We start from the raw sequence: 20,065 nt of genomic DNA, 5'->3' as shown, positions 1-20,065 counted from the left end.
AGAGAAAGAGACAGTCATGAAAATTCTCGCACTGCTGCCTGCCTTTGTTCTTTTCTGGACGATGGCGAGGCTCGTGAAGAAGAGATGGCGGTTGCTCGCCTTGCTGGTCACAGTATCGCTCGTCGGCGGTTGTGCTAATTCGTCGAATAAGCTCGAAAAGTCGCCCTGTGCCTGCGAGTTCGCACCTATTAACACGGGTGACTACGGGAGCAAAACCCATGCGTAAACTCTACTGGATGCTCCTATCGGGATCCGCCGTAGTCATCGCCATCGGCGGGGCCATTTACTACTTCTTTCCGAAGCAGGCGGCAAGCAATCCTATACCGAGCGTGTCTCAGCCGCCCGCGACGGAGAGTCGTGTCATCGTCGTACCGAACGGCAATCCATTGCTAACGGCCGACAAGTCTCAGTTTCGGCAATGGCTGCCGCCGTATTGCGGCGCCGATGTCTTCATGCAAGCCGAACCGCAGCCACATAAGGTGGATGTATGTGTGAACGGGACGATCACTCGTGTTGCCGGAGCGACGGGCGTGAAGATTACGCGCTCGGATGTACTCGACCCGCGCGTCAAACAACACTGGCGCGAAGTGATGGGAGTCCGTTAGCGATGGCAACTATGACTCTGCAGGGTTTTGTCGGTGCTGCAGATGGAGTAACGGCGTCCTTCCTGTCGCAAACCTATCCGGCCGTCGCATCGGCGGTCTCGACGCCGATCACCTACGCAGCTGTACTCTTCTGGGCGCTGTACGGATACAAGGTCTATGCAGGCTATATCGGCGTTCAGTGGAAAGACTTGCTGGCGAAATGCGTCATGACGGTCGCGGTGTTTAGCACGCTCAACTGGGGCGGCTTTGCGCAAATGATCTACAACGCTTTCACGTCTGCGATGGAAAGCGCCGCGGGAACGATTATGGCCGGCAAACCAACTGCGCAAATGCTTGACGCCTTGTTCACTAACGTGCAAAAGGTGTCGGAAACGCTGCGCTCAGCGGACTTCTACCAGATCGCGGTCATTCTTGATGGGTTAGTGCTGTTCATCCTGAACTGCCTCTTGTTCGTGCTTGCGCTCGTGTACATGACCATCGCCAAGTTCGGCCTGGCCATTACGATGGTTCTCTGTCCGCTGTTCATCGGCTTCTTGATGTTTCCTGAAACGCGGCAGTGGTTCATGAATTGGCTGAGCAAGATGCTCACTTTCACTTTCATCTACATCCTCGTGATTGCGATTGTCCGTTTCGGCTTTCTGGCCTTCGGTGACGCCATCGATACCGCAGGCCAGGCCGCCCAAGCTCCTTCCCCTGACCTGGTGACGTCGGAACAGACAACGCAATTGGTCCTCGTCGAAGGTGTGCTGATTTTGTTCATGTTGGGCGTTCGCGGTTGGGCATCGACTTTGGCAGGAGGCGCCTCGGCATCCACGGGGACCTTGATGATGATCGCGCGCATGGCGCTCGCGAAGGGAGCGGGGAGATGAGATTCGTCGGCAAAGGCACCTTTCTCGGAGACGAATCCACCCGCCGGATTCAGTTAGGCGGCTCTAATAAGCTGAAACAGGAGCGCAACCGTGCCTACCTTTTCATAGGGTTGCTGCTGTTTGTGATCGGCGGCATGGCAAGCGCGATCACCGTGCTCGCCAACATTCACACGGTCATTCCTGTCGTGTCGGTGCTCGACGCGAACGGGCACGTGGTCAAACAGCAGGTGGTCAACAAGGAAACGATTTCCGGACAGGAGAGCTTCGTCCAAAGCCAGGTGTACGACTTCATCATGTACTGCAATACCTTCGACCCAGACTGGCGGCAGCGCTTCGCCGACCTGTGTCGGCTGCATTCGACGCAAGCGGTCGCGGCCCAGTACGAAGCCGAAACGAGCGCCGACAACACGAACAACCCGTATTACCAACTCGGCCAAGGCGGCCGTCGCTACCCCAAAATCACGGGCATTACGTCGCTTGGCAAGGATGCCTATCAGGTGTCGTTCCAGTCAATTACTGAGAAGTCTGGCAGCCCGCCGAAGGTCGACTATTACACGGCGCTCGTTCGCTACACCTTCACGTTCAAACCTCTCGCATTGGGCGACCGCTGGGAAAACGCCCTAGGCTACGCCACCACGGCATATCGCAAAGATCAAGAGCTGAGCCGCCAGTAGGACGCTTTGCCCAAGGAATCAGACCATGAACTTCAAAGCCTTATCCGTTGCTATCGTCCTCCTTGGCGGCACGACGTTCTGCCTGATTCCCGCGTCGGCCCTCGCGGCGAAGTCGCCTCACGCGCTGGTTACTGATGATCGGGTGAAGCAGGTGCCGTATGACCCGAATCAAGTGTACGAGGTCGTCGGCACGTACGGCTACCAGACCTCCATCGAATTTGCCAACGACGAGACCGTGAAGGTGGTGAGCTTGGGCGACTCGATTGCATGGCAAACGGTGCCGTACCAGAATCGGCTGTTCATCAAGCCGGTTGAGCCGAATGCGGCGACGAATCTGACGGTGATTACCGACAAGCGCACGTATTACATCAAGCTCACCAGTTCAAAGGGGCGCACGACGCAGACGTTTCTTGTGCGCTTCATTTATCCGAACGCGAATGCGAACGGCTACACCGCTGCCGGTCGCTCGGAAGCACATACTAGCAATGGAATCGATCCGGCGAAGCTGAACATCGACTACGGCGTGTCGGGCGACAGGACCGCGATCCCTCTGAACCGCGCATTTGACGACGGGCAGTTCACCTATTTCCTGTTCGACCGAGACGCGGAAATTCCGTCGTTTTACACGGTAGGACCGGACGGTACAGAGTCTGCGATCAGTCCGCGCCGAGAAGGTCAATACATGGTCGTCAAGCGAACAGCGAGCCTCTTCACACTGCGCAATGGCAATGCCTACCTGTGCGTGCAAAACAAGGCGAATCCATATCGGCGTGCCGTGAGCGATGCCTCGGCGCGCAAAGTTGGAGATCGCTGATATGGCGAATCAAACTAACGATGCACCAGACGACCGCGAGGCGGCGGTACGCGAGTGGGAGAAACAGGCCAATGCATCGATGGTGGCCGGCGATCGCAAAAAGCGGCTCGGCGGCGTCGCGATTGCCGCAGTAGCCGCCGCTGCGATCGCGGGCGTGTGGCTGGTCAAGCATAGCGGCAACGAACCGGCGAAATCATCGGCCAGCAACGAGCTCTCCATCGCCGACCGCAAGCCCGTGCCGAAGCTCAAAGAGCAGGACTCACCCATTGTTCCCGCTGTCACGTCCGCGCCGGCTGCAACGCCAGCGAGCACCGTGCAAACCGATGATCCTATGAGGGTGCAGCGCGAACAGATGGAAATGCAGCGCCGCGAGCAAGCTCGGCGTTTGCTCGAAGCTCGCATGAAATCGGCGATCATTCCGCCGAACAGCACAAATCAGCCAGGGATTGGCCCTCAGTCGGGGGCTGCGCCCCAGCCGGGCGGGCAAGCACGGCAGAGCGCCGGAATGCTCGGCGGTGCCTCGGGCGATCAGGGTGCGCAAGACGCCAATTCGCGCTTTGTGCGCTCGGTCAGCGGCAACGGTGTCCCGGTGAGCATGGCGAGCCGCGTGGACGACCTGCCGTACAAGGTCTTGCAGGGCGAGTTCATCGAGGCCGTGTTGGAGCCCCGTGCAATCTCTGATCTGCCCGGCCAGTTGTGCGCGCTCATACAACGCGACGTGTACGGCGCACAGGGCCGGATCAAGTTGATTCCATGGGGCTCGCGGGTGTGCGGCACGTACAACGCGGAGCTTCGCAAGGGGCAAGATCGGCTGTTCGTCGTGTGGAACACACTGCGTCGGCCAGACGGCGTGCAGGTCGCTATTGACAGCGCCGGCGGCGATCAGCTCGGCACGGCGGGTATGGGTGGCATCGTCGACACGCATTTTGCCGAGATTTTTGGCATGTCGGCGCTGCTGTCGATCATCGGTGCGGGCGCATCGAACGTGGGCGTGAGTTCGGGCGATCAGTACAACTCGGCCTCGCAGTACCGGCAGTCGGTGCAGCAGGCCGCGGCTCAATCCTCGCAACAAGTGCTTTCGCCCTACATCAACATGCAACCGACGGTCACGGTGCCGGCTGGTTCCCGCGTTCGTATCTATGTGAACAAGGATCTGGACTTCACATCGATCTATAAGGATGAGATCGACGCGGCGAAGCACGGCGAAGGCGTGACCTTCATTCAGTGAGGACAGCCATGTCGCAGATTGCCTCATTCCGGGCGAAGCTCTCGTTGCTGGCCGATTACCTTGATGACAGGCAGGTTACGGAGATCCAGGTCAACAAGCCGGGAGAACTGTGGCTAAGAAAAAAAGATTACTTCTACGCCGAGAAGATCGATGTGCCGGGACTGTCGTATCAGTTGCTTTCATCACTGGCCGACGTCACTGCGTCTTTCAAGAGTCTCGAAGTCGACCGCGAAAGCCCGATTCTCTCCGCCGAGATCCCAGTGAAGCTTGACGACGGCATTCCCGATTTCGAGCGGGGAACGTATCGCACCGAAATGATCTTGCCGCCCGTTGTACCGGAGGGAACCATCGCGATGACGATTCGCAAACAGTCGTTGGTTCGGATGAGTTTGCCGAAGTACAAGGCACAGGGTGCGTTTCGCTTTGTGAATGGCGATGTGCTCGATGAGCCGTACTCGGATGCACGGCTGCAGGAGTTATATAAGTCAAAGGATTGGGACGGGTTCCTGCGCGGCGCGGTGTTGGCGCATAAGAACATCGTCATTTCGGCCGGAACGTACTGTGGCAAGACGACGTGCCTCAACGCGTTGGTGCAGGAGATACCCGCGCACGAGCGCATCGTCACGATCGAAGACTCTCGAGAGATTGAGCCGGCGCAGCCGAACTGCGTGCGACTGTCTTATGCCCGCCAACAAGCATCGGGGCAGGCTGCCGTGACGCCCACCACCTTGCTTCGCTCATGCATGCGGCTCACGCCTGACCGGGTCATTATGGGCGAGATTCGCGGCCAGGAAGCGGTCGAGTTCGTGAACATGCTCAACACGGGGCACAAAGGTTCGCTCACCACGATTCACACGGATTCACCGGCCGAGATGTACGACCGTTTCGGAGAATTGATGGACGGCCATACCTCGATGACGCGCGAGCAGATCATCGAACGCGTCAGAAGGCGTATCGACGTCGTCGTTCAGTGGAAATACACCGAGCGCAACGGACGCTACGTTTCGGAGATTCTTTATGCCGGCGCGTGAAGTGATCATCGCGACCGGGCTATTAATCGCTGGACATACCATCGCTGACGCTCAGACGTCGGCACCGCCCCTACTCTTCGAGAAGCTGGCGGCCGAGTGTGCGCCCGACGTTCATCCGGCAACGCTGAAGGGTGTGGTTAGCACCGAGTCGGCGGGAAATCCCTACGCAATCGGCGTCGTGGGCGCGCGGCTAGCCCGTCAACCGCGCAACTTGACCGAAGCGGTCGCGACGGCTCGTGAGCTCGAGCGGCAGGGCTTCAATTTCTCGATGGGCCTTGGCCAAGTCAACCGCTACAACCTGTCGAAGTTCGGCGAGCGCTACGAGACGGTGTTCGAGCCGTGCCGCAACCTCAGGGCCGGCAGCGCGATTCTGAAAGATTGCTACCAGCGCGCAAGGGCACGGATGCCCGACGACCAGAAAGCCCTGCGGGCCGCGTTCAGTTGCTACTACTCGGGCAACTTCACGCGCGGTTTCCGACAGGATCGCGTCGGCCAACCAAGCTATGTGCAGAAGGTCGTCGCAAACGCGACCGAGGCGGTTCCAGCAATTCCCATCGTGCCGGCGGTGACGCCCGGTGACGACGCCGCGGGTGTCGAGAAAACAATGGGGCCAGCGCACGCGCCGACGAAGCGTACGGCAAGACAAGCGGAATGGGTGATTTTCGCGGATGGCCCACAACAGGGCAGCCCGGTCGCCGAACACCCAAACAACGCGGACAAAGAGTCGGCGGCAAAGGTGCGGCTCGCGACGCCGACCGACGGCGCGGCGGCCGAGCGTACGTCCGCGTCCGCTCGTCGCCTCGCCGCGCCGTCAAGGCGCGACCCAGGAGCCGTACCGGTCCAGCGAACGCCGTCATCGATCAATCAACAAGATGCGCCGTTCGTACAGTTCGTGAACTGATGCTTCTCTCGCATGCGGAGAAGCGCTCTTAAGGGGAAGAGCCCATGAAAAAAGTGCTTGTCGCTATGCTCATCGTCAGCGCGACCCTATCTGCACACGCGTCGGAGTACGGCTGCAAGGTGCTGCTGTGCCTTGCCAATCCCGCGTCGAATGGTGGCCCTAAAGGCGTTGGCGAATGCGTGCCGCCCATCGACCAGCTCTATCATGATCTTGGCAAGGGGCGGCCCTTTCCGACGTGCGATCTCGCTGACGGCAATGATGGTTCGAGCTACGCCCGTCAAGTCTATGACCCGTATGACCCTTGCCCGGCGCCCTTGCGGCCTGCGGCACGAGGTTCATATGTTGCGCAAGGAGAGCGCAAACCCGGTGGCAGCAAGCCAGGTTGGTGGGGCGGCGATGGTTCATTTACGCTGACGGGGCAGCCGCAGATGTCCGAGGGGATGAGCGACTACGGAAACGCATCGGGCGCTCGCGCCTGTGTCGGTAAGTCGATCGGCGCCTACACTGCAGGCAGCTATGAAAACAGTTACACCGTGAAGGTATTCGACGAGGTGTTCTGGCAGCCCGCGCAGAATCCGCGAGCCATTGACGTGTTCATCGATCATGCATGGCAGCAGCGAGTGCGTTGGTAACGATGCTAATCGCTAGGTTTTGGCCCGACCATGAACCGTCGTGATATGGCGGCGCCAGACGCTTTACGTTGGTCGCTTATCCAGGACAACGTTTAGACGCGTGGATCAGATTTTGCTGCATAGAGGCTGACGGGTAGACGAGTGTGCGCCCGGCCTGTGCGTTTCGCCATGGACAATACCAGCCTCCGTCGCCCCAAGCTTATCTTCTTTCCCAGAAGTGCCCCGAGCCGACTCCGGGGCATTCGGCAGAAGACTACCGCGTGTACGCGTCGTATCGTCCGGGCACCAGCGGGCGATTCATGGGTACATTAAAGGTCGTGCGGGTGACGGACGGACGGCTGCTCTTCCCTTTTGATGGCGCCGAGGAAATCGGTCCTTTCGATACGAGAGAGGCGGCGAAAAGTGCCGCGACACTGCGCGGGAGGGAAATCGTCCAGGCGGACCTCCGTTCGCCTGAACTTTGAACGGAAGACGACGACCGCGTGCTCCGCCAAGCGCTTTGAATTCTTGCATCAATCATGTGCGCGATAGTTTGCGACAGCTCCACGAGTTACCGAGGACTTTCGGTCGATCTCCGGCGCGAATTCCGGTTCTCGAATTCTTTCTTCGAAGCCCGCGGACGTGTCAAGGGTCATCGCCGCCGCAACGCACGACCTCCGGAGCACACTTCCAACACTTCGGACGGATGTGTTGTGCGCCTTTCAGAATCATCGAGGCGGCACAACGTTTGGCGAAGAAGACTGCCGGCAGATATTGCAGATATGCCACGACTCACTTCAGGAGGTTGTATGAGAACAGGTCTAGGAAGGGCGTGCCTATGCGCGCTGTTGATCGCTGTATGCGGCGGTGCATACGCGGCAGGTACCGACGAGGCAGGTCACTCCGCATCGAGCGCGAAAGCATCTCCAACGTCACGGCAGGCCGACGGTCGGGTGAGTGGACAAGGATCCGCAGGCGGCATGCAGCCGTCCACGCCGGGCGGCAGCACCGGGAATACGGCGGGTAGCGCCCGTCTTCCTACGCAAGGATCGTCGGGTGGCCGGCAACCCGTTACGCCCGTACCGCCGGCGGGCGGCGCCAATCAAGACACTTCCGCCGGAAAAAGCAAGCCCGCATCCGAGTGAAGGCGCAGCTTACGACGACGAAGAGTTCTCTAACTGCCGACAGGCCCGAGAGGCGTCATATATTCGATGAGTTCGAACAGGCAATTTAAGGTGTTGCCCTTGCGGCAGAACGCATCGATCTGCGCTTTTTTGCCGCGTTCAATGACTTCCGCTTCGTCGAGCGAGCTGTATGCGATGATAGGAACCACCGTGAACTCGGTGGATTCACGCATGGCCGCAGCGACAGCGAATCCGTCGCAAAGCGGCATCTCGATATCGAGAATGACGATGTGAGGTATCAGGGCTGAGGTCGTCCTGCATGCGGGACTTCCTCCATCGACGACCTCCGTTCGGAAACCTTTAAGCGCCAAGACTGCCGCAAGCGCTTCCGCTCCTGCGCGATCGTCATCGACGATCAGCACCGCGACAGGCGGAGTGACGCTCGGGAACGATCGGACGCTCCACAAGCCGGAAGGGCGCGAAGAACCGGGCAGCATATTCGAGAAGGCGGATTTTTCATGAAAGCAGCAACGGCCATGCCGGTATTTACTCCCCGGTGGCCGGTGGTCCCAGTTTCCTGAGAACCTTCTCTGCGTCGCAGCGGGCGGCTTCTTCGCTCGCGAATGCTTCATTGGATTGGTGAAGGACGAGCGACGGCCCGCCATTCGGATCGGCTGCCACGGCGATCCAGATCCAGCCGCCTGCCTGACGTTCAACTCGGATTTCCGGAGAATCGGACACGGTTAATTATCTCCTCCTGACACCACCGCGGTCGGCACTCTCCTTGCGAGTGTAGTAAAGCCTGCGATCGGCAGGAATTTAGGGAGAACCGCAATGAATGAGGATCAAGTCAAAGGCGTGGGCGAAAAGGTGAAGGGAAAAGTCAACGAGGGCGTCGGGAAAGTAACCGACGATCCGGCCCAGGAAGTGAAGGGTGACGCACAGCAGGCTGGCGGGGAAGCCAGGAAAGAACTCGGTGACACGAAGGAAGATTTGAAGGACGCCGCGGACGATGCGGCATCCGACGACGACAGTCCTGCGTCGCCGGCGCCCTGAATCGGACCGTCCGTACAGTGTCACCGCGAAGCGTGCCCACACACGCGTTCGCCGAGCGTCGGTCACCTCACGCCCTTGCGCTCCATCGATTCTGTCGGCCAGTTCTTGAAGGGGGCGCCATTTCACTAGCCGAAGCGACCGTAGTCCGGAGGCTCGCGGCCGCTATCCATCTGCCTGCTTTGGTGCGCGAGCGGTTGATGCTGCAACGGCTGCTTGCCGTCTGCTGCCCTTTTCGGCTGCACACCGCCGCCGCGGCGCTGCAATTCGCGTTCGCGCTGAATCGCCATCGCCGTGGTTTTGTCAAAGCGGCGTGCGATCGCGGTCGGCAGCGCCTTGACCGAGTCGGTGTAGACGCGCGCCTCGTATCGCGCCCGGCTGATCGCGACGTAGTACAGGTTCATCGACGTCGTGCGGCTTCGGGTATCGAGCGCAATCAGGGTCCGGTCGCTGGTCAAGCCTTGAGAACTGTGGACGGTGGAGGCATAGGCGTGCTCGAGATGAAGCGGCCGATTGCTTGGAAGCTCCAGCGAGCGAACCGGCCGGCCGTCGCGCTGCTCGACCGATTCCAGCATGACGACGCCGCCGATGATCCCGGCCACGCGCATTCGGTCGCCGTTCGTGAGGTCGCGGCCGGAGTCATTCCGGTTGATCCGTACGGCGTCGCCAATGGAGAGTTCGGCGCGTTCGAGACGGTACACGCTCAGCAGCGTCACCTTGCGCGGATTAATCGTGGCCATGGTGCCATCCTGCCGCGTCAAAACGAGCGCGTTGCCGGGCAGCGCCTCCTTGACGCGGTACGTTTCCCCTCGCATCAGCCCGGCTTTCTGATAGTCCCTCTCTGGCTGGATCACCATGCCCGGCTGATAGCTCGGCGCGAAACGGCGCTGCGCCTGCGTCAGGTCTACGCGCGTCAAGGTGTCAAACTCGCGCCCGTTGCCGGCCAGTGCCAACGACTCGCGTACCATGCGGTTGATCTCACGGCGGGCCTCATTGGTGCCGGCGACGATTAGTGTGTCGCGGCGCTCGGCTTCGGTGAGGCCGATGTAGTCGTTGACAATCGCGCGGTGCCGCTCGATCGGCTCTTTCAGTTCCTCAACGTGCTTAAGGTGCGCGAGCGATTGCGTGACGCGGCCTTCCGCCGCGTGGCCGACGGCCGTTTTAAGCTCCAGATCTTTTTGACGCTGAATCGCGCTGATGCGCGCGGTCTGCATGCCATCCAGTTGAAGTTGCGCGAACGGCTTGCCTGCCTCGATGGCCTCCGTCTGCTTGGTGTCGCCGATCAGGACCATGCGAGCACCCGCCTTCTCGACGGTGCGCATCAGTTGCTCCATTTGACGAGCACCGACTACGCCCGACTCGTCGAGCACGAGGATCGTCTTCGCGTTAATGGGCTTTTCCTTCGACCGAAGAAAGCTTGCGAGCGTGTGCGCGTCCAGTCCCTCGTTCTTAAGCGCCTTGACCTGGTTGCCGTAAGGGGCGAGCGCGACGGTGCGATAGCCCTCGTGCATCGCCGAGCCCGACGCCTGCTTGATGAGGGCGATGGCCTGATTGACGGTATAGGTTTTCCCCGTGCCGGCGTCGCCCTGGATGCCTACGAATCGATTATTCGTCGACACGATGGTTTCGACGGCTGAACGCTGACCTGCATTCAGCGTGGAATTTTCGAGCGTCGTCCTGACCGCGGCGGCCGTCAAGATTGGCGCGACCGCAGCGCGTCCGGTGCGTTCGATGGCGAGGATCGCCTTCTCGCGCGCAAGCGCCTGTTGCGTCGTGTAACGCTGCTCGGCCGGCACCAGTGAGCCTTGCTTGATCGCGTTGTTGATGTACTGCTGTGCCTGTTTATTCGACCAGCTTTTCAGTTCTTGCAGATAGTGCTTCCAGCCGGCCGATGAGAGCGCGGGGCCGTCCTTCCGATCCGCCATCCGATAGGCCGGCACTGCCTCGATCAACGCGCCCTGCCCGACCAGGCGCTTGATCTCCGCGCGCACATCGTCCGGACCCGCCAAGCCGACCGCGCGCCGCAGCGCCGTCGCCATCAGCACACTTTCGCGAACGACGGCCTCACGTTCGCTCAGGTGATGGATGGCATATTGCACAACCGCCTGCGCAGGTGTAAGACCAGCCGGCAAGCTCGTCGCGGCGACGCGATCGCGCGGGGCGGAATCAGCGCGGTCCTCACGGCCGTCCACCTCTTTGCCTTCTGTCGCGTTGTCTTCTGTCCCATTGCCTGCCCCCTCGCCTATCGTGTCGCTCCTCGCCTTCCCCCGGCGATCTCCCCCGCCGTTCACCTCATAGCTGCGCCCGTCCAGTGCCGAGCGCGGACCGTAGTCGATACCGAGTTCACTGCTTTTCTCCACCCAGTATTGCTTGACGACCTCGCGGTCGGATTCGTCCTTGCGCGGCCGCGTGGCGAGCGCGATCACCTGCTTTTCGAGCGTGGTCGCGCTCGCTCGCGTCTTGCCCTCGTTCGCAAGTGCCTCTTCGATCACCCGGCTGCGAGCGGAGAACGCCGCGATCTGGTCGCGACTGATGTGCGCCAGCTCGAAATTGCCCTTGTCGTCGGCGAGCCGAATCGAGTAGCCCACCGCCTGCAGGCCCTTCGCCAACTCGGCCTTATAGATCGCATCAACCTCGTGCTGTACGCGAAAGATGTCCTCGTTCGACAGCGCACGCCATGCACCATCGGCGCGCCGCGTCATGTTCATCACCACCGCATGCGTATGCAGCTGCGGATCCTTCGCCCGACTCATCTCGTGACGGAACTTGGCGATAACCATGTTGCCGGTGCGCTCGCGGTAGCTTTTGCCTTTGATCTTCTTGCGCGCCTCGGCCAGTTGCTCGACCTGCTCAAGCGCACGAGTCACGGCTCGGTCATGCGCGGCCGTCACCTCGCGGTCACCGGCCACCAGCGCCTGCATCGACACCGACTTCGGCGCGGAAAACGTGAGGTCGAGCCCCATACGCTTCTTGTTGTCGGTCGAATCGAATGTCGTCTGGATGCGCTCGCCGTTGGGAAGCTGGCCGTCCAAGAGGCGAGAGAGCTGTGCCTGTTCGATCGGGCCGGTGAGCCCGAGCAGCCGCGCGCCCTGCCCCTGCCACTCGCCGGGATTTTCCTTGGCGTAATAGTCATCGGCCGACGAAAAATAGTGTGCGGCCGCATACTGGTTGTTGCCACGAATGGGCGTCACGTTGAGCACGGCCGCACCTCCCTCACTTGATCTCAATCGCCGTGGCGCGATGCGGGTATCTGACGTAGGGCAGCTTGATCTTGGCGATGGGAAAGTCCTCGCCAAACATGACGTAGCCTTCCAGATCCTTCAGGAACGAAATCTCGGAATCCATCACGACGGGTTCGGGCGGGCTAGTGACGAGGTTGCGGCTACGCCCGCCTCCCCCTCCACCTGCACCACCGCCTGCGTTCGTCGTGATCTGGATGCGCTCGACCTGATGCTTGCCCAGAATCTCGCTTGCCTTGTCCGTATTGAGCGCGTTCGAGCCACCGAAAATGAGGTAATTGCGAAAGCATCCGAGTAGGGTGCGCGCGGCGTGCGTCCCGTAGGTTTCGTCAAGCTGCGCCCAATCCTGGATCGAGGCCGCCATTCGCAGGCCGTGCTTCCGGCCTTTGGTCGCCGCCGGCACGAAGGATTCGAGTTTGCCGAGCGATTCGAGCTCATCGAGGAACAGCCAAAGCCGGCGCGTGAGCGGCGCGCCGCTGTCCGGAATGCTCATGATGGTGGCGCAGATTGTGTCGATCCACGCCGCCACGAGCGGGCGCTGCGTCGTGCGCATGTCCTCACGCCAGGTGATGAAGAGGTTGCCCGCGTGCGGGTCATGTACCCACTTGTAAAGCGAGAACTCGCCCTTGGACATGAAGCGAAGCGGCCGCACATACTTGTTCATCATGAACTGGATCGAAGCGACGGCTTTCTCGGCGTTCTCACGAAAATACCCTTGCGAATCGGTATTCGCGAGAAACTGCTGGATCACCTCGCCATCCTCGCGCACGAGGAGATTGACCAACGCGTCTTGGTCTGGATTGTTTGTCTCGACCAGCTTGCGCATGGTGTCCGCGAGTACATCACGCGTGTACGCGCACCACTGCTCGTCGGTCGGATCCACCTGCGGCGGAATGATGCTTCGCGCCATCCGGTCGAAGTCATGGACGCCCTTGATCTCGTTGAAAATCGTCCACCCGGCCGAGCGTTGGTCGAACGGGTTGAGGATCGTGTCGCCGGGAAAGCTGAACTTCGAGTAGAACGTGCCGTTCGGGTCAACCACGGCCATTTTGTCGCGGCGCTTCACGGCCGACGCAATCATGCTTTCCATCGCGACGGATTTACCCGCGCCGATGGTCGCGCAAACCAGCGTATTACGGTTTTCAAGGTGCAGCGGCATCGGCATTCGACCGATCATGATGGGGGGCAAGTCCCTCGCCCCCGAGCTTTCTGCCCCCGGATTTTGCGCACCTTTGCGCTCGGCGCGAAGACGGCGATTCTCTCGGCGATTGGCGGCCTTCACCAGATGCTTGACGCTATGCCAGTTCGCCATGCGCGCACCGCGTAGCCATCGGTGGTATCGCGCGCCTCTGAAACCATCATCGCCGTACTCATGCAACAGGTACCCCGTCGTCGCGGCCAGTGCCAGACCGAGCACGACCCCGCCCGCAATGAGCGGGTTGTACGGGGTCACATGCAGTGCGGCGGTGAGCGCATCGGGGAGCGGGCGCAGCGGCACATTGGCGGCGTAGGCGCCGGCCAGCCAGCCGGCAATGGGTAAGCCAATGCCAAACAGCAGTGTGGCGTTCTCGGCTTCATGCTTTTGCATCGCTTACACCCTCCCTCCTCCCGATGATTGCATCGCATCGCCGGCCTAACAGCGCAGCCAACGCGTGCGCGTCGCGAGCTGCATCAACGCAATCGCGCCGCAGCACGCTCGCGAGTGCATCGCGTAGCCAGTAACTCGTGCTGGGGGAGTCAATGGCGGCTCGGATGTCAGCATCGATCATGTCGGCACGGACCCGCTCGGTCGGTATTCGCATCATGGTGCCTCCGTGAAGCGGGCGACCAGAGAAGCGAGCTCGGGAGTCAGGACGGTGAACACATCTGCTGGCACGCCCACGTGCTCGCATGCGACGACAAGGTCGTTGAATTCGCCCGTCGTCGCCTTCTTGCGAACCAGGTACAGCAACATCGCCAGCAGCGCATGCGCAGCTTTTTGACTACGCTCGATCTCGGCCAGTCGGCCGCTAAACTCTTGGCGTTCGGCCCAAGCTTCCATGCTCTCGCGTGAAGCCTCGCGCTGGCTATCGCGCCCCAGTGCTCTATCACGAATATATTTCGATAGGTGCTTGTATCCTGCTAACGCGGCGGCCTCTTCAATCCTGCGGCGATCCTCCTCCGCGAACCAGACGGGGATCGATTTGCCTGTGTCCATGCGCCGGCACCTCGCTGAAAAATCCTTGGGATTTTCGATTCTTCTTACCTATAGTGTTTTCTATAGACAAGAAGCCAGCAGACGTCAAGTTCTCCTGCTGTTTCCTATAGAGATCCTATAAACGGGTTTTAGCGCTGCAATTGCCCAAAGGCTGATGAAATGGACTTCTTTCATCCCCGGAGGGGTGCGTGATGTGTATCGAGATTTCTGGCCTGTTAAGGACAGGGATCTCTAGGGGTTAAGGGCGTACACACCACCCAGCCCGAAGGGCGTCGCGGAAAGATGCGAAGAGGTTGCAAAACAGAGGCAAGTTGCTAGTATGAAGAATGCACGGCGACGTCAGAAGGACTACTAATCGATGGCTGAAAGGAAGCGCTCATGCCTCAACCGAATCTCCTACAGACGCTGACGGCGCTGGAGCCGAAAACCAAAGCGGCGAAGGTGCGCGAAGTGATGCCCGTCATCGAACAGAGAATCGCCGCCGGGGTGCGCATCGCGGACATTCTGAAGGCGTTGAGAGAGGGCGGCATCGATCTAACCGAAGCGACCCTGAAGAGCTACCTGTACCGGTACAGGCGGACGCACGGCAAGGCTGAAGCCGGGAGACGGCAGGCGCCGCTCCACGGGCGGCAACCCGATGCACCGCAGTGCGACGCCACGAGGCGGGCCGAAGACGCATCATCGCGCCCAGCTAATACATCCTTATCGAACGAGACTGATCCGTCCCAGAACCCGTCTGCGCGCGGACCCATTTCGATGCAGGAGCTTGACCGATTGATGAAGCCCGACCCGGCCGAACAGGCCGAGAAGCTAGCACGTTATGAACGCCTGGCCAAACAGCAACGAAGGAGCCGCACATGAAAGTCGCCGTCATCAACTTCAGTGGAAATCCGGGGAAAACGACGCTGGTGGATCACCTCCTCGCTCCGCGCATGAAGGCGCCGAAGTTCGAGGTCGAAACCATCAATGCCGGATCGGCCGACACTGACGCGGAACGTCTCAAGGGCAAGGACTTCGGCGGACTGCAAGAAGATTTGATGACGCTGGACTCGGCCATCGTGGATGTGGGCGCATCAAACGTCGAGGAGTTCATCAAGCAGATGAGCCAGTTCGACGGCTCGCACGAGGAGTTCGATTATTTCATCGTGCCGGCCGTGAGCGAAAAGAAGCAGCAGATCGATACCGTGAACACCATCGAGACACTGGCCGGCCTGGGCGTGCCGCCCAAGAAAATTCGCGTCGTGTTCAACAAGGTTGAACTGGAAGATGCGAACGACGTGCCGCGCCTGTTCAGTACGGTTTTTGGTCTGCACGCGGAACGGAAATGTTTCACGCTGAAGCCTGAAGCCGCGGTATTCAGAAACGAGATTTTCGAGCGGCTGCGTGTCCTCAAAAAGACTGTCTCCGAGATCGTCGACGACGAAACGGACTATCGGGCCATGCTGCGTGAAGCGACTGACGAGGACACGAAGACGCGCGCAGTCAGCATGATCTCAGCGCAGCGGCTGGCGAAGTCCGCGCACAAGAACCTGGACGACGTCTACAGGGTCTTGTTCAAGTAACGGGGAAAGTCATGAGCGGCAATGTATCCACCGCGCGTGAAGCGCTGATGGCGGAACTACTGCAAGATGCCGACGCCCTCGTGCGGCGTTTTGAGCAGGCCGACGAGGCGTTATCCGGCAAGATCGAGCGGGCAACGACGGACGCGGCCGGCAAGGCCTTCCTGGCGGCAAAGCTCAATCTCGAATCAGTCATTGAGCAGAACGGCAACAGACTGATCGAAGCAGGCCGCGTAGCGGCAGCGCAGATAGGAAACCAGCTCAATGCCGGCGCCACGCAACTCGTCGCCGCGAATGCCGCGCTTGAACGCAAGGCGCGGCGATTCGTGGTGCTGCTGGCCGTATTCGCGCTGATCGCTGGCATTGTTGGGGGCTTCATCGGCGGTAGGTTAGCGGCCGGCATGTGAGAGCGCCGGCACTTGTCGAGGGGCGCTCTCCCTCGCCGTCGAGCTTTTCAGGCATCTGCCCTACTTGCAGGCCGCATCGCATCCGGAAAGCGGCCGGGCGCTGTTCGGCACGCTGCCTGTGGTGTCGATCCGTGTTCGCCGATCGCATGCTCAAGCCCTTGAGTGACCGCGCTCGGCAACGGCCTGCAGTTCATCCTATAGCCGAACGTCGAATGACGATCGGCTTCAGTTCTCGCCTTTCGCCGCGGCAATGACAGCTGTGGCGACGTGACACGCGGCGCAAAGCCGCTCCACGAGATGTTCGTTTCGGCCGTTCGGGCAGGCCAACGCGCGTACGAGATCGTCGGAGCGCGCGACCATTCTCTGCAGACTTTCGAGCATTGCGGGTGAGGCTTCGCAAAGGAGCCAGGCGGGGCGTCCGCCGTAGCGCATAAAAGCCCCATCGAGGGTGACACCCTCGGCGATGCGCCGGCCGGCGCCGTCGGTGATTGAGATAATGCGCGCGCAAGCGGCGCTGCTGCGGTCGCGCTCGGTGCAGATCTCGGCAGGGTCTCGATGCTTGGCCACAGCGATCGCTTCGGCCGCCGTCGGCGCTTCGATCTGGGTCTTGCCGAAGTGCGGGACATTGACGGCATAAACAACGGTGAAGTTGCTCACGAGTTCATCTCCTGATTTCGAAAAACGGTCCGCGGCCCGGAGCGGCGCGCCCCAGGCTTTGGGCGATGTCTTTACGCTGCTTGTTGATCGTCTGCGTCTGCGGCTTGCAGCGAGAACAGGAACTCGCAGGCCTTTTGCGCCTGATTGGCGGCCGTGAAAATCGCCTTCTTGTCGGCCTTCAGAACCTTGAGCCAGTGATCGAGATAAGCGGCGTGGTCGTCGCGGACTTCCGGAGTCAGTCCCAGCTGTGCACACACGAAAGCGGCGCCCATCTCGGCAATCAGTTCTTCGGCGGCGTAGGCGTCGTCGCCAAAACGCTTGCCGAGCTGGCGGTCGAGGCGGGTCTTGTGGCTGGTCCAGTGGGTGAGCTCGTGCGCCTTGGTGGCTGCGTAGCTTTCCGCCGTATTGAACGATTCGGGGATGGGCAACTGCACGATGTCTTGCGCGGGTGCGTAGTACGCTCTGTTCCCGCCGTGACGGACGACGGCGCCCGTCTTGGCAAAGAAGACTTCTGCGTGCTCGCTCAGCTCGAGGGGCTCTCTTTCGACAGGCTCTGGTTCCGTGCGATAGTCCGCCGGCAAGTTCTCGATCTGGTCGACGTTGAACACGCTGTAGCCTTTCATGAAAGGGATCTCGCGCTCGACCTCGTCGCCGTGGTCGTCGGTCTCGCTCTTGATGACTTTGTTGGCGTAGACCACGAGGCTTCCGTGCTCGCCCTTACGGACGTTGGCGTCGAGCGCCTGCGCTTGCCTGAAGGTCATCCAACGATTGGATTGAAAGCCTTTGTCGAGCTGCTCGCCCCACAGAAGCAGAATGTTGATGCCTTGATAGGGGATGCCGTTGTGGCGCATAGGAAGCGTGACCCGGTCGCCGCCGTTGCCGCCTTTCCAGGGCTTGACCCATGGCCTGACGCCCTGCTCCAGGTCGGCAATGATCTTGTCGGTCACCCGGCTGTAGATGTCGGGAAGAGCGGTCTTCGTTTGCGCTTTCATGGTCTTTCCTTTAGGTCTCGGGGTGGATGTGCTGGGTTGCGCACATGCACCCGACGACCGTCGGGCGACGACCGGGGAGGCAAGCTGCAAGGGCTGGCCGCGGGGAGGGGGATCACCCGGGATTTTTTCAGCGCTTGATCGAAAAAATTTCGGGGATACCCCGCGGCCAGGGCGAAGCCATGTCCCTTGCAGCGCGCCAGGGCAGCGCCCTTAGCTCGTCCTGACTGACTGTGCTTTTGAATCTTGCGAAAGGGATCGTCACCGAATGGCCGGGACGGGTCTTCGGCCCGGTGAGCGTTAGCGAATAGAGCGCGGTCCGACGTCAGGAGGATTCGCCCGGTTGGAGTGCAACGAAAACTCGGAGAGGCAAGACCTGAAACCGGTTGCTCAGAAGAAAGGACGACGAAATGGGTTGGTACAGGCTTTCGATCAGAGGCGTGCGCGAGTCGTCGTAGCAAGATTTCGCGCCATGCGGATAGCTGGTAGCCGCATGGCTGGTATGATGGGCCGGTAAATGTTAAGTATTCGCGAGATGAGCTGAGGGCAATGTGTGGCGAAGATCGTTAGTTGCATCGAATGATAGCTGACAACCACATCGACGCTCGCTCACACAACGGTTTGCTTCAGTTCTAGTCGAATAGTCACCTCAAAGGTGACATATTCCGGCCCATCGCCGCTTAAAAGCCCAACATCGCAGCCCGGCGTCCCCGCACGCGTATGGTGAATGTGTTCCTCAGACCTCCAGCAGGTCAGCCCGTGGCCGCTAGGGATGCCTACATTCGCCTCGGAAAGGTGACGGATTCCGGCCTAGCCTCCCGATGTCGATGGTGGATGCCTCGACGCAAATGTGGCTCCCGGGGACGAATGGCCACGTTATCAGCCAAAGGTGACGGAATACGGCCTGACAGATGACATCAGATAACCGCTTTATCAGCTTCCAGGCTTAGGCGTCGTTGTGGATTCTCGATAAAGGTGAATTCCAGCGAGTAAACCGCACGTCCTCGCTTGATGCCCTTCCAGTCAATAATCAGATCGGCTTTCTCGTTCAGTTCGCTGACCGCCATCTCGATCACGCGACGTTTGATATCGGCGAACCGATACGTCTGCGGAATTTCCAGCACCGCCCGAAGGTCTTCGAGTGTAATGAGCAAGGTCCCCCGATCCTTTTCCCGCATCAAAAGCTCCAGCAGGCGCCAGGAGTAGATGGACTGTAATCCCCGTGCAAATTCAAGCTGATAGCTGACAAACCGGCGCTGCAAAAGAAAAATGTGAGGAGTCAAGTCAGGTGAAAAGCAGATCTCTGCCCATCCCTCGCCATCGTGATAGGTCGCCTTCCAGACCCACCGGAGCTGCACTCTTTTCTTGCCGTCGACATACGTCAGCTTTCGCTCTAGCAAGCTCCCACATGCGTCTTTCATCCCCTGATAAGCTGCGGCGGCTTGTTTTTCGCCGCTACGGGGCGCGAGTGCAGCAACCGCGGCGAACTCGTCAGCTTTGATTCTGACCGAGACATAGCCATCCGCCTTTCCGTGCTGATACGGCGATTTGCGGCTATCGATACTGCGCAGCGCGGTCATCATCAGCCGTTTTTCGTTCAGTGACAATCCATGCTGTGCGTTGACCAACGCACGACTCATCGCTACCGTGCCTCGAATTCGGCCGTCGACCTCGAGAATGTCGTCGGGCGCAGCGCCGAGCTCGATTGCCATCGACTCGATGAGTTCTGCCGCTGTCTGGGCGGGAACAAGCGGGGAGACGGCTGTTGCTTGTTCTGTTTGTTTTCCGTTTTTTTCCACCGAAGCCTCTCGTGTATCGCAACTTCATGGGCGCACCGTTCGCGAGACACGTATTTTAAAAGGTGACATGAATTTTTCAAGTCACCCTTGTGGATAACGGTCGGAATATGTCACTTCTAGGCCGGCTTACGTCCACTCAAGACCGGAAAATGTCCACTCCAGACCGGTTGGCGTCACCCTCAGACCGTTTTACGTCACCTTTGTTCGTTTTCACTCTTCCGCAGTCCCTTGACTGACAAGGGACTGCGGGGAGAAGGTCCGCGTTTACAAAAGGTTCTACAAAGGGTTCACGAACTGTCCTATGAAAT

22 protein-coding genes are annotated in these 20,065 nt (G+C 60.0%); 14 read left to right on the top strand and 8 right to left on the bottom strand.

The window, feature by feature from the left end:
- The first annotated feature begins 16 nt into the window (after window positions 1-16).
- From ACEN42_RS43220 to ACEN42_RS43175, 10 genes are all read left to right on the top strand, one after another.
- Window positions 17-226 carry a hypothetical protein gene (locus ACEN42_RS43220; RefSeq protein ID WP_371885132.1) on the top strand — a complete coding sequence of 70 codons (210 nt, stop codon included), beginning with the start codon at window positions 17-19 and terminating at the stop codon, window positions 224-226.
- 10 nt (window positions 227-236) lie between these two features.
- A complete protein-coding gene (locus tag ACEN42_RS43215) occupies window positions 237-605 on the top strand; it encodes a hypothetical protein (RefSeq protein WP_371885236.1) in 369 nt (122 codons plus the stop codon).
- 2 nt (window positions 606-607) lie between these two features.
- Window positions 608-1,474 (top strand): type IV secretion system protein, encoded by an 867-nt coding sequence (locus ACEN42_RS43210; protein ID WP_371885131.1) that lies wholly within the window; start codon window positions 608-610, stop codon window positions 1,472-1,474.
- The gene (locus ACEN42_RS43205) at window positions 1,471-2,148 is read left to right on the top strand and encodes a VirB8/TrbF family protein (RefSeq protein ID WP_371885130.1); all 678 of its coding nucleotides are present in this window, start codon (window positions 1,471-1,473) and stop codon (window positions 2,146-2,148) included. Before ACEN42_RS43210 ends, ACEN42_RS43205 begins: the two co-directional genes overlap by 4 nt.
- Before the next feature lie 25 nt (window positions 2,149-2,173).
- Window positions 2,174-2,962: a TrbG/VirB9 family P-type conjugative transfer protein gene (locus ACEN42_RS43200; protein ID WP_371885129.1), complete on the top strand. Its 789-nt coding sequence runs from the start codon at window positions 2,174-2,176 to the stop codon at window positions 2,960-2,962.
- Between the two features lies 1 nt (window position 2,963).
- Window positions 2,964-4,190: a TrbI/VirB10 family protein gene (locus ACEN42_RS43195; RefSeq protein WP_371885128.1), complete on the top strand. Its 1,227-nt coding sequence runs from the start codon at window positions 2,964-2,966 to the stop codon at window positions 4,188-4,190.
- A gap of 8 nt (window positions 4,191-4,198) precedes the next feature.
- Entirely contained in the window at window positions 4,199-5,221 is a 1,023-nt protein-coding gene (gene virB11 / locus ACEN42_RS43190; RefSeq protein WP_371885127.1) for a P-type DNA transfer ATPase VirB11, read from the top strand.
- 7 nt (window positions 5,222-5,228) lie between these two features.
- The gene (locus tag ACEN42_RS43185) at window positions 5,229-6,122 is read left to right on the top strand and encodes a lytic transglycosylase domain-containing protein (RefSeq protein ID WP_371885235.1); all 894 of its coding nucleotides are present in this window, start codon (window positions 5,229-5,231) and stop codon (window positions 6,120-6,122) included.
- Window positions 6,123-6,166: 44 nt separating this feature from the next.
- A complete protein-coding gene (locus tag ACEN42_RS43180) occupies window positions 6,167-6,754 on the top strand; it encodes a hypothetical protein (RefSeq protein WP_371885126.1) in 588 nt (195 codons plus the stop codon).
- A 299-nt stretch (window positions 6,755-7,053) separates the two neighbouring features.
- Entirely contained in the window at window positions 7,054-7,218 is a 165-nt protein-coding gene (locus ACEN42_RS43175) for a DUF6723 family protein (RefSeq protein ID WP_371885234.1), read from the top strand.
- Between the two features lie 689 nt (window positions 7,219-7,907).
- On the opposite strand, the gene ACEN42_RS43170 is transcribed toward ACEN42_RS43175, so the two are convergent.
- Entirely contained in the window at window positions 7,908-8,279 is a 372-nt protein-coding gene (locus ACEN42_RS43170) for a PleD family two-component system response regulator (RefSeq protein ID WP_371885125.1), read from the bottom strand.
- Window positions 8,280-8,403: 124 nt separating this feature from the next.
- Window positions 8,404-8,598 (bottom strand): hypothetical protein, encoded by a 195-nt coding sequence (locus ACEN42_RS43165; protein ID WP_371885124.1) that lies wholly within the window; start codon window positions 8,596-8,598, stop codon window positions 8,404-8,406.
- A gap of 93 nt (window positions 8,599-8,691) precedes the next feature.
- Here ACEN42_RS43165 and ACEN42_RS43160 point away from each other — a divergent pair, with 93 nt between their 5' ends.
- Window positions 8,692-8,913 (top strand): CsbD family protein, encoded by a 222-nt coding sequence (locus tag ACEN42_RS43160; protein ID WP_371885123.1) that lies wholly within the window; start codon window positions 8,692-8,694, stop codon window positions 8,911-8,913.
- A 125-nt stretch (window positions 8,914-9,038) separates the two neighbouring features.
- Here the strand turns inward: ACEN42_RS43160 and mobF are convergent, their stop codons facing one another.
- The 3 genes from mobF to ACEN42_RS43145 all read right to left on the bottom strand — a co-directional run bounded on the left by mobF (window position 9,039) and on the right by ACEN42_RS43145 (window position 14,346).
- Window positions 9,039-12,110 carry a MobF family relaxase gene (gene mobF, locus ACEN42_RS43155; RefSeq protein WP_371885122.1) on the bottom strand — a complete coding sequence of 1,024 codons (3,072 nt, stop codon included), beginning with the start codon at window positions 12,108-12,110 and terminating at the stop codon, window positions 9,039-9,041.
- A 13-nt stretch (window positions 12,111-12,123) separates the two neighbouring features.
- Complete coding sequence (locus ACEN42_RS43150) at window positions 12,124-13,737, bottom strand: type IV secretion system DNA-binding domain-containing protein (RefSeq protein WP_371885121.1); 1,614 nt, start codon at window positions 13,735-13,737, stop codon at window positions 12,124-12,126.
- 213 nt (window positions 13,738-13,950) lie between these two features.
- Window positions 13,951-14,346 carry a conjugal transfer protein TraA gene (locus ACEN42_RS43145; protein WP_371885120.1) on the bottom strand — a complete coding sequence of 132 codons (396 nt, stop codon included), beginning with the start codon at window positions 14,344-14,346 and terminating at the stop codon, window positions 13,951-13,953.
- Window positions 14,347-14,724: 378 nt separating this feature from the next.
- Between ACEN42_RS43145 and ACEN42_RS43140 the strand changes: the two genes are divergently transcribed.
- Genes ACEN42_RS43140 through ACEN42_RS43130 form a run of 3 tightly spaced genes read left to right on the top strand, consistent with a single transcriptional unit; the run spans window position 14,725 to window position 16,312 of the window.
- A complete protein-coding gene (locus tag ACEN42_RS43140) occupies window positions 14,725-15,207 on the top strand; it encodes a conjugal transfer protein TraD (RefSeq protein WP_371885119.1) in 483 nt (160 codons plus the stop codon).
- Entirely contained in the window at window positions 15,204-15,908 is a 705-nt protein-coding gene (stbB, locus tag ACEN42_RS43135; protein ID WP_371885118.1) for a StbB family protein, read from the top strand. Before ACEN42_RS43140 ends, stbB begins: the two co-directional genes overlap by 4 nt.
- A gap of 47 nt (window positions 15,909-15,955) precedes the next feature.
- Complete coding sequence (locus ACEN42_RS43130) at window positions 15,956-16,312, top strand: hypothetical protein (protein WP_371885233.1); 357 nt, start codon at window positions 15,956-15,958, stop codon at window positions 16,310-16,312.
- A 225-nt stretch (window positions 16,313-16,537) separates the two neighbouring features.
- Here the strand turns inward: ACEN42_RS43130 and ACEN42_RS43125 are convergent, their stop codons facing one another.
- The 3 genes from ACEN42_RS43125 to ACEN42_RS43115 all read right to left on the bottom strand — a co-directional run bounded on the left by ACEN42_RS43125 (window position 16,538) and on the right by ACEN42_RS43115 (window position 19,757).
- Complete coding sequence (locus ACEN42_RS43125) at window positions 16,538-16,969, bottom strand: hypothetical protein (protein ID WP_371885117.1); 432 nt, start codon at window positions 16,967-16,969, stop codon at window positions 16,538-16,540.
- A gap of 71 nt (window positions 16,970-17,040) precedes the next feature.
- Complete coding sequence (locus ACEN42_RS43120) at window positions 17,041-17,961, bottom strand: ArdC family protein (protein ID WP_371885116.1); 921 nt, start codon at window positions 17,959-17,961, stop codon at window positions 17,041-17,043.
- 914 nt (window positions 17,962-18,875) lie between these two features.
- Complete coding sequence (locus tag ACEN42_RS43115; RefSeq protein ID WP_371885115.1) at window positions 18,876-19,757, bottom strand: replication initiation protein; 882 nt, start codon at window positions 19,755-19,757, stop codon at window positions 18,876-18,878.
- Window positions 19,758-20,065: the final 308 nt, after the last annotated feature.

Origin of the sequence: Caballeronia sp. S22, from assembly GCF_964261745.1 — a bacterium.
GTDB classification, from domain to species: domain Bacteria; phylum Pseudomonadota; class Gammaproteobacteria; order Burkholderiales; family Burkholderiaceae; genus Caballeronia; species Caballeronia jiangsuensis.
The sequence above is the reverse complement of the archived record's forward strand: the minus strand, read 5'-3'. Positions and strand labels throughout refer to the sequence as shown.

What these genes read in the sequence shown, in the direction of transcription:
- ACEN42_RS43220 (WP_371885132.1), top strand. Translation starts at nt 17, where the DNA reads ATGAAAATTCTCGCACTGCTGCCTGCCTTTGTTCTTTTCTGGACGATG.
- ACEN42_RS43215 (WP_371885236.1), top strand. Translation starts at nt 237, where the DNA reads ATGCTCCTATCGGGATCCGCCGTAGTCATCGCCATCGGCGGGGCCATT.
- ACEN42_RS43210 (WP_371885131.1), top strand. Translation starts at nt 608, where the DNA reads ATGGCAACTATGACTCTGCAGGGTTTTGTCGGTGCTGCAGATGGAGTA.
- ACEN42_RS43205 (WP_371885130.1), top strand. Translation starts at nt 1,471, where the DNA reads ATGAGATTCGTCGGCAAAGGCACCTTTCTCGGAGACGAATCCACCCGC.
- ACEN42_RS43200 (WP_371885129.1), top strand. Translation starts at nt 2,174, where the DNA reads ATGAACTTCAAAGCCTTATCCGTTGCTATCGTCCTCCTTGGCGGCACG.
- ACEN42_RS43195 (WP_371885128.1), top strand. Translation starts at nt 2,964, where the DNA reads ATGGCGAATCAAACTAACGATGCACCAGACGACCGCGAGGCGGCGGTA.
- virB11 (WP_371885127.1), top strand. Translation starts at nt 4,199, where the DNA reads ATGTCGCAGATTGCCTCATTCCGGGCGAAGCTCTCGTTGCTGGCCGAT.
- ACEN42_RS43180 (WP_371885126.1), top strand. Translation starts at nt 6,167, where the DNA reads ATGAAAAAAGTGCTTGTCGCTATGCTCATCGTCAGCGCGACCCTATCT.
- ACEN42_RS43175 (WP_371885234.1), top strand. Translation starts at nt 7,054, where the DNA reads ATGGGTACATTAAAGGTCGTGCGGGTGACGGACGGACGGCTGCTCTTC.
- ACEN42_RS43160 (WP_371885123.1), top strand. Translation starts at nt 8,692, where the DNA reads ATGAATGAGGATCAAGTCAAAGGCGTGGGCGAAAAGGTGAAGGGAAAA.
- ACEN42_RS43150 (WP_371885121.1), bottom strand. Translation starts at nt 13,737, where the DNA reads ATGCAAAAGCATGAAGCCGAGAACGCCACACTGCTGTTTGGCATTGGC.
- ACEN42_RS43145 (WP_371885120.1), bottom strand. Translation starts at nt 14,346, where the DNA reads ATGGACACAGGCAAATCGATCCCCGTCTGGTTCGCGGAGGAGGATCGC.
- ACEN42_RS43140 (WP_371885119.1), top strand. Translation starts at nt 14,725, where the DNA reads ATGCCTCAACCGAATCTCCTACAGACGCTGACGGCGCTGGAGCCGAAA.
- stbB (WP_371885118.1), top strand. Translation starts at nt 15,204, where the DNA reads ATGAAAGTCGCCGTCATCAACTTCAGTGGAAATCCGGGGAAAACGACG.
- ACEN42_RS43130 (WP_371885233.1), top strand. Translation starts at nt 15,956, where the DNA reads ATGGCGGAACTACTGCAAGATGCCGACGCCCTCGTGCGGCGTTTTGAG.
- ACEN42_RS43120 (WP_371885116.1), bottom strand. Translation starts at nt 17,961, where the DNA reads ATGAAAGCGCAAACGAAGACCGCTCTTCCCGACATCTACAGCCGGGTG.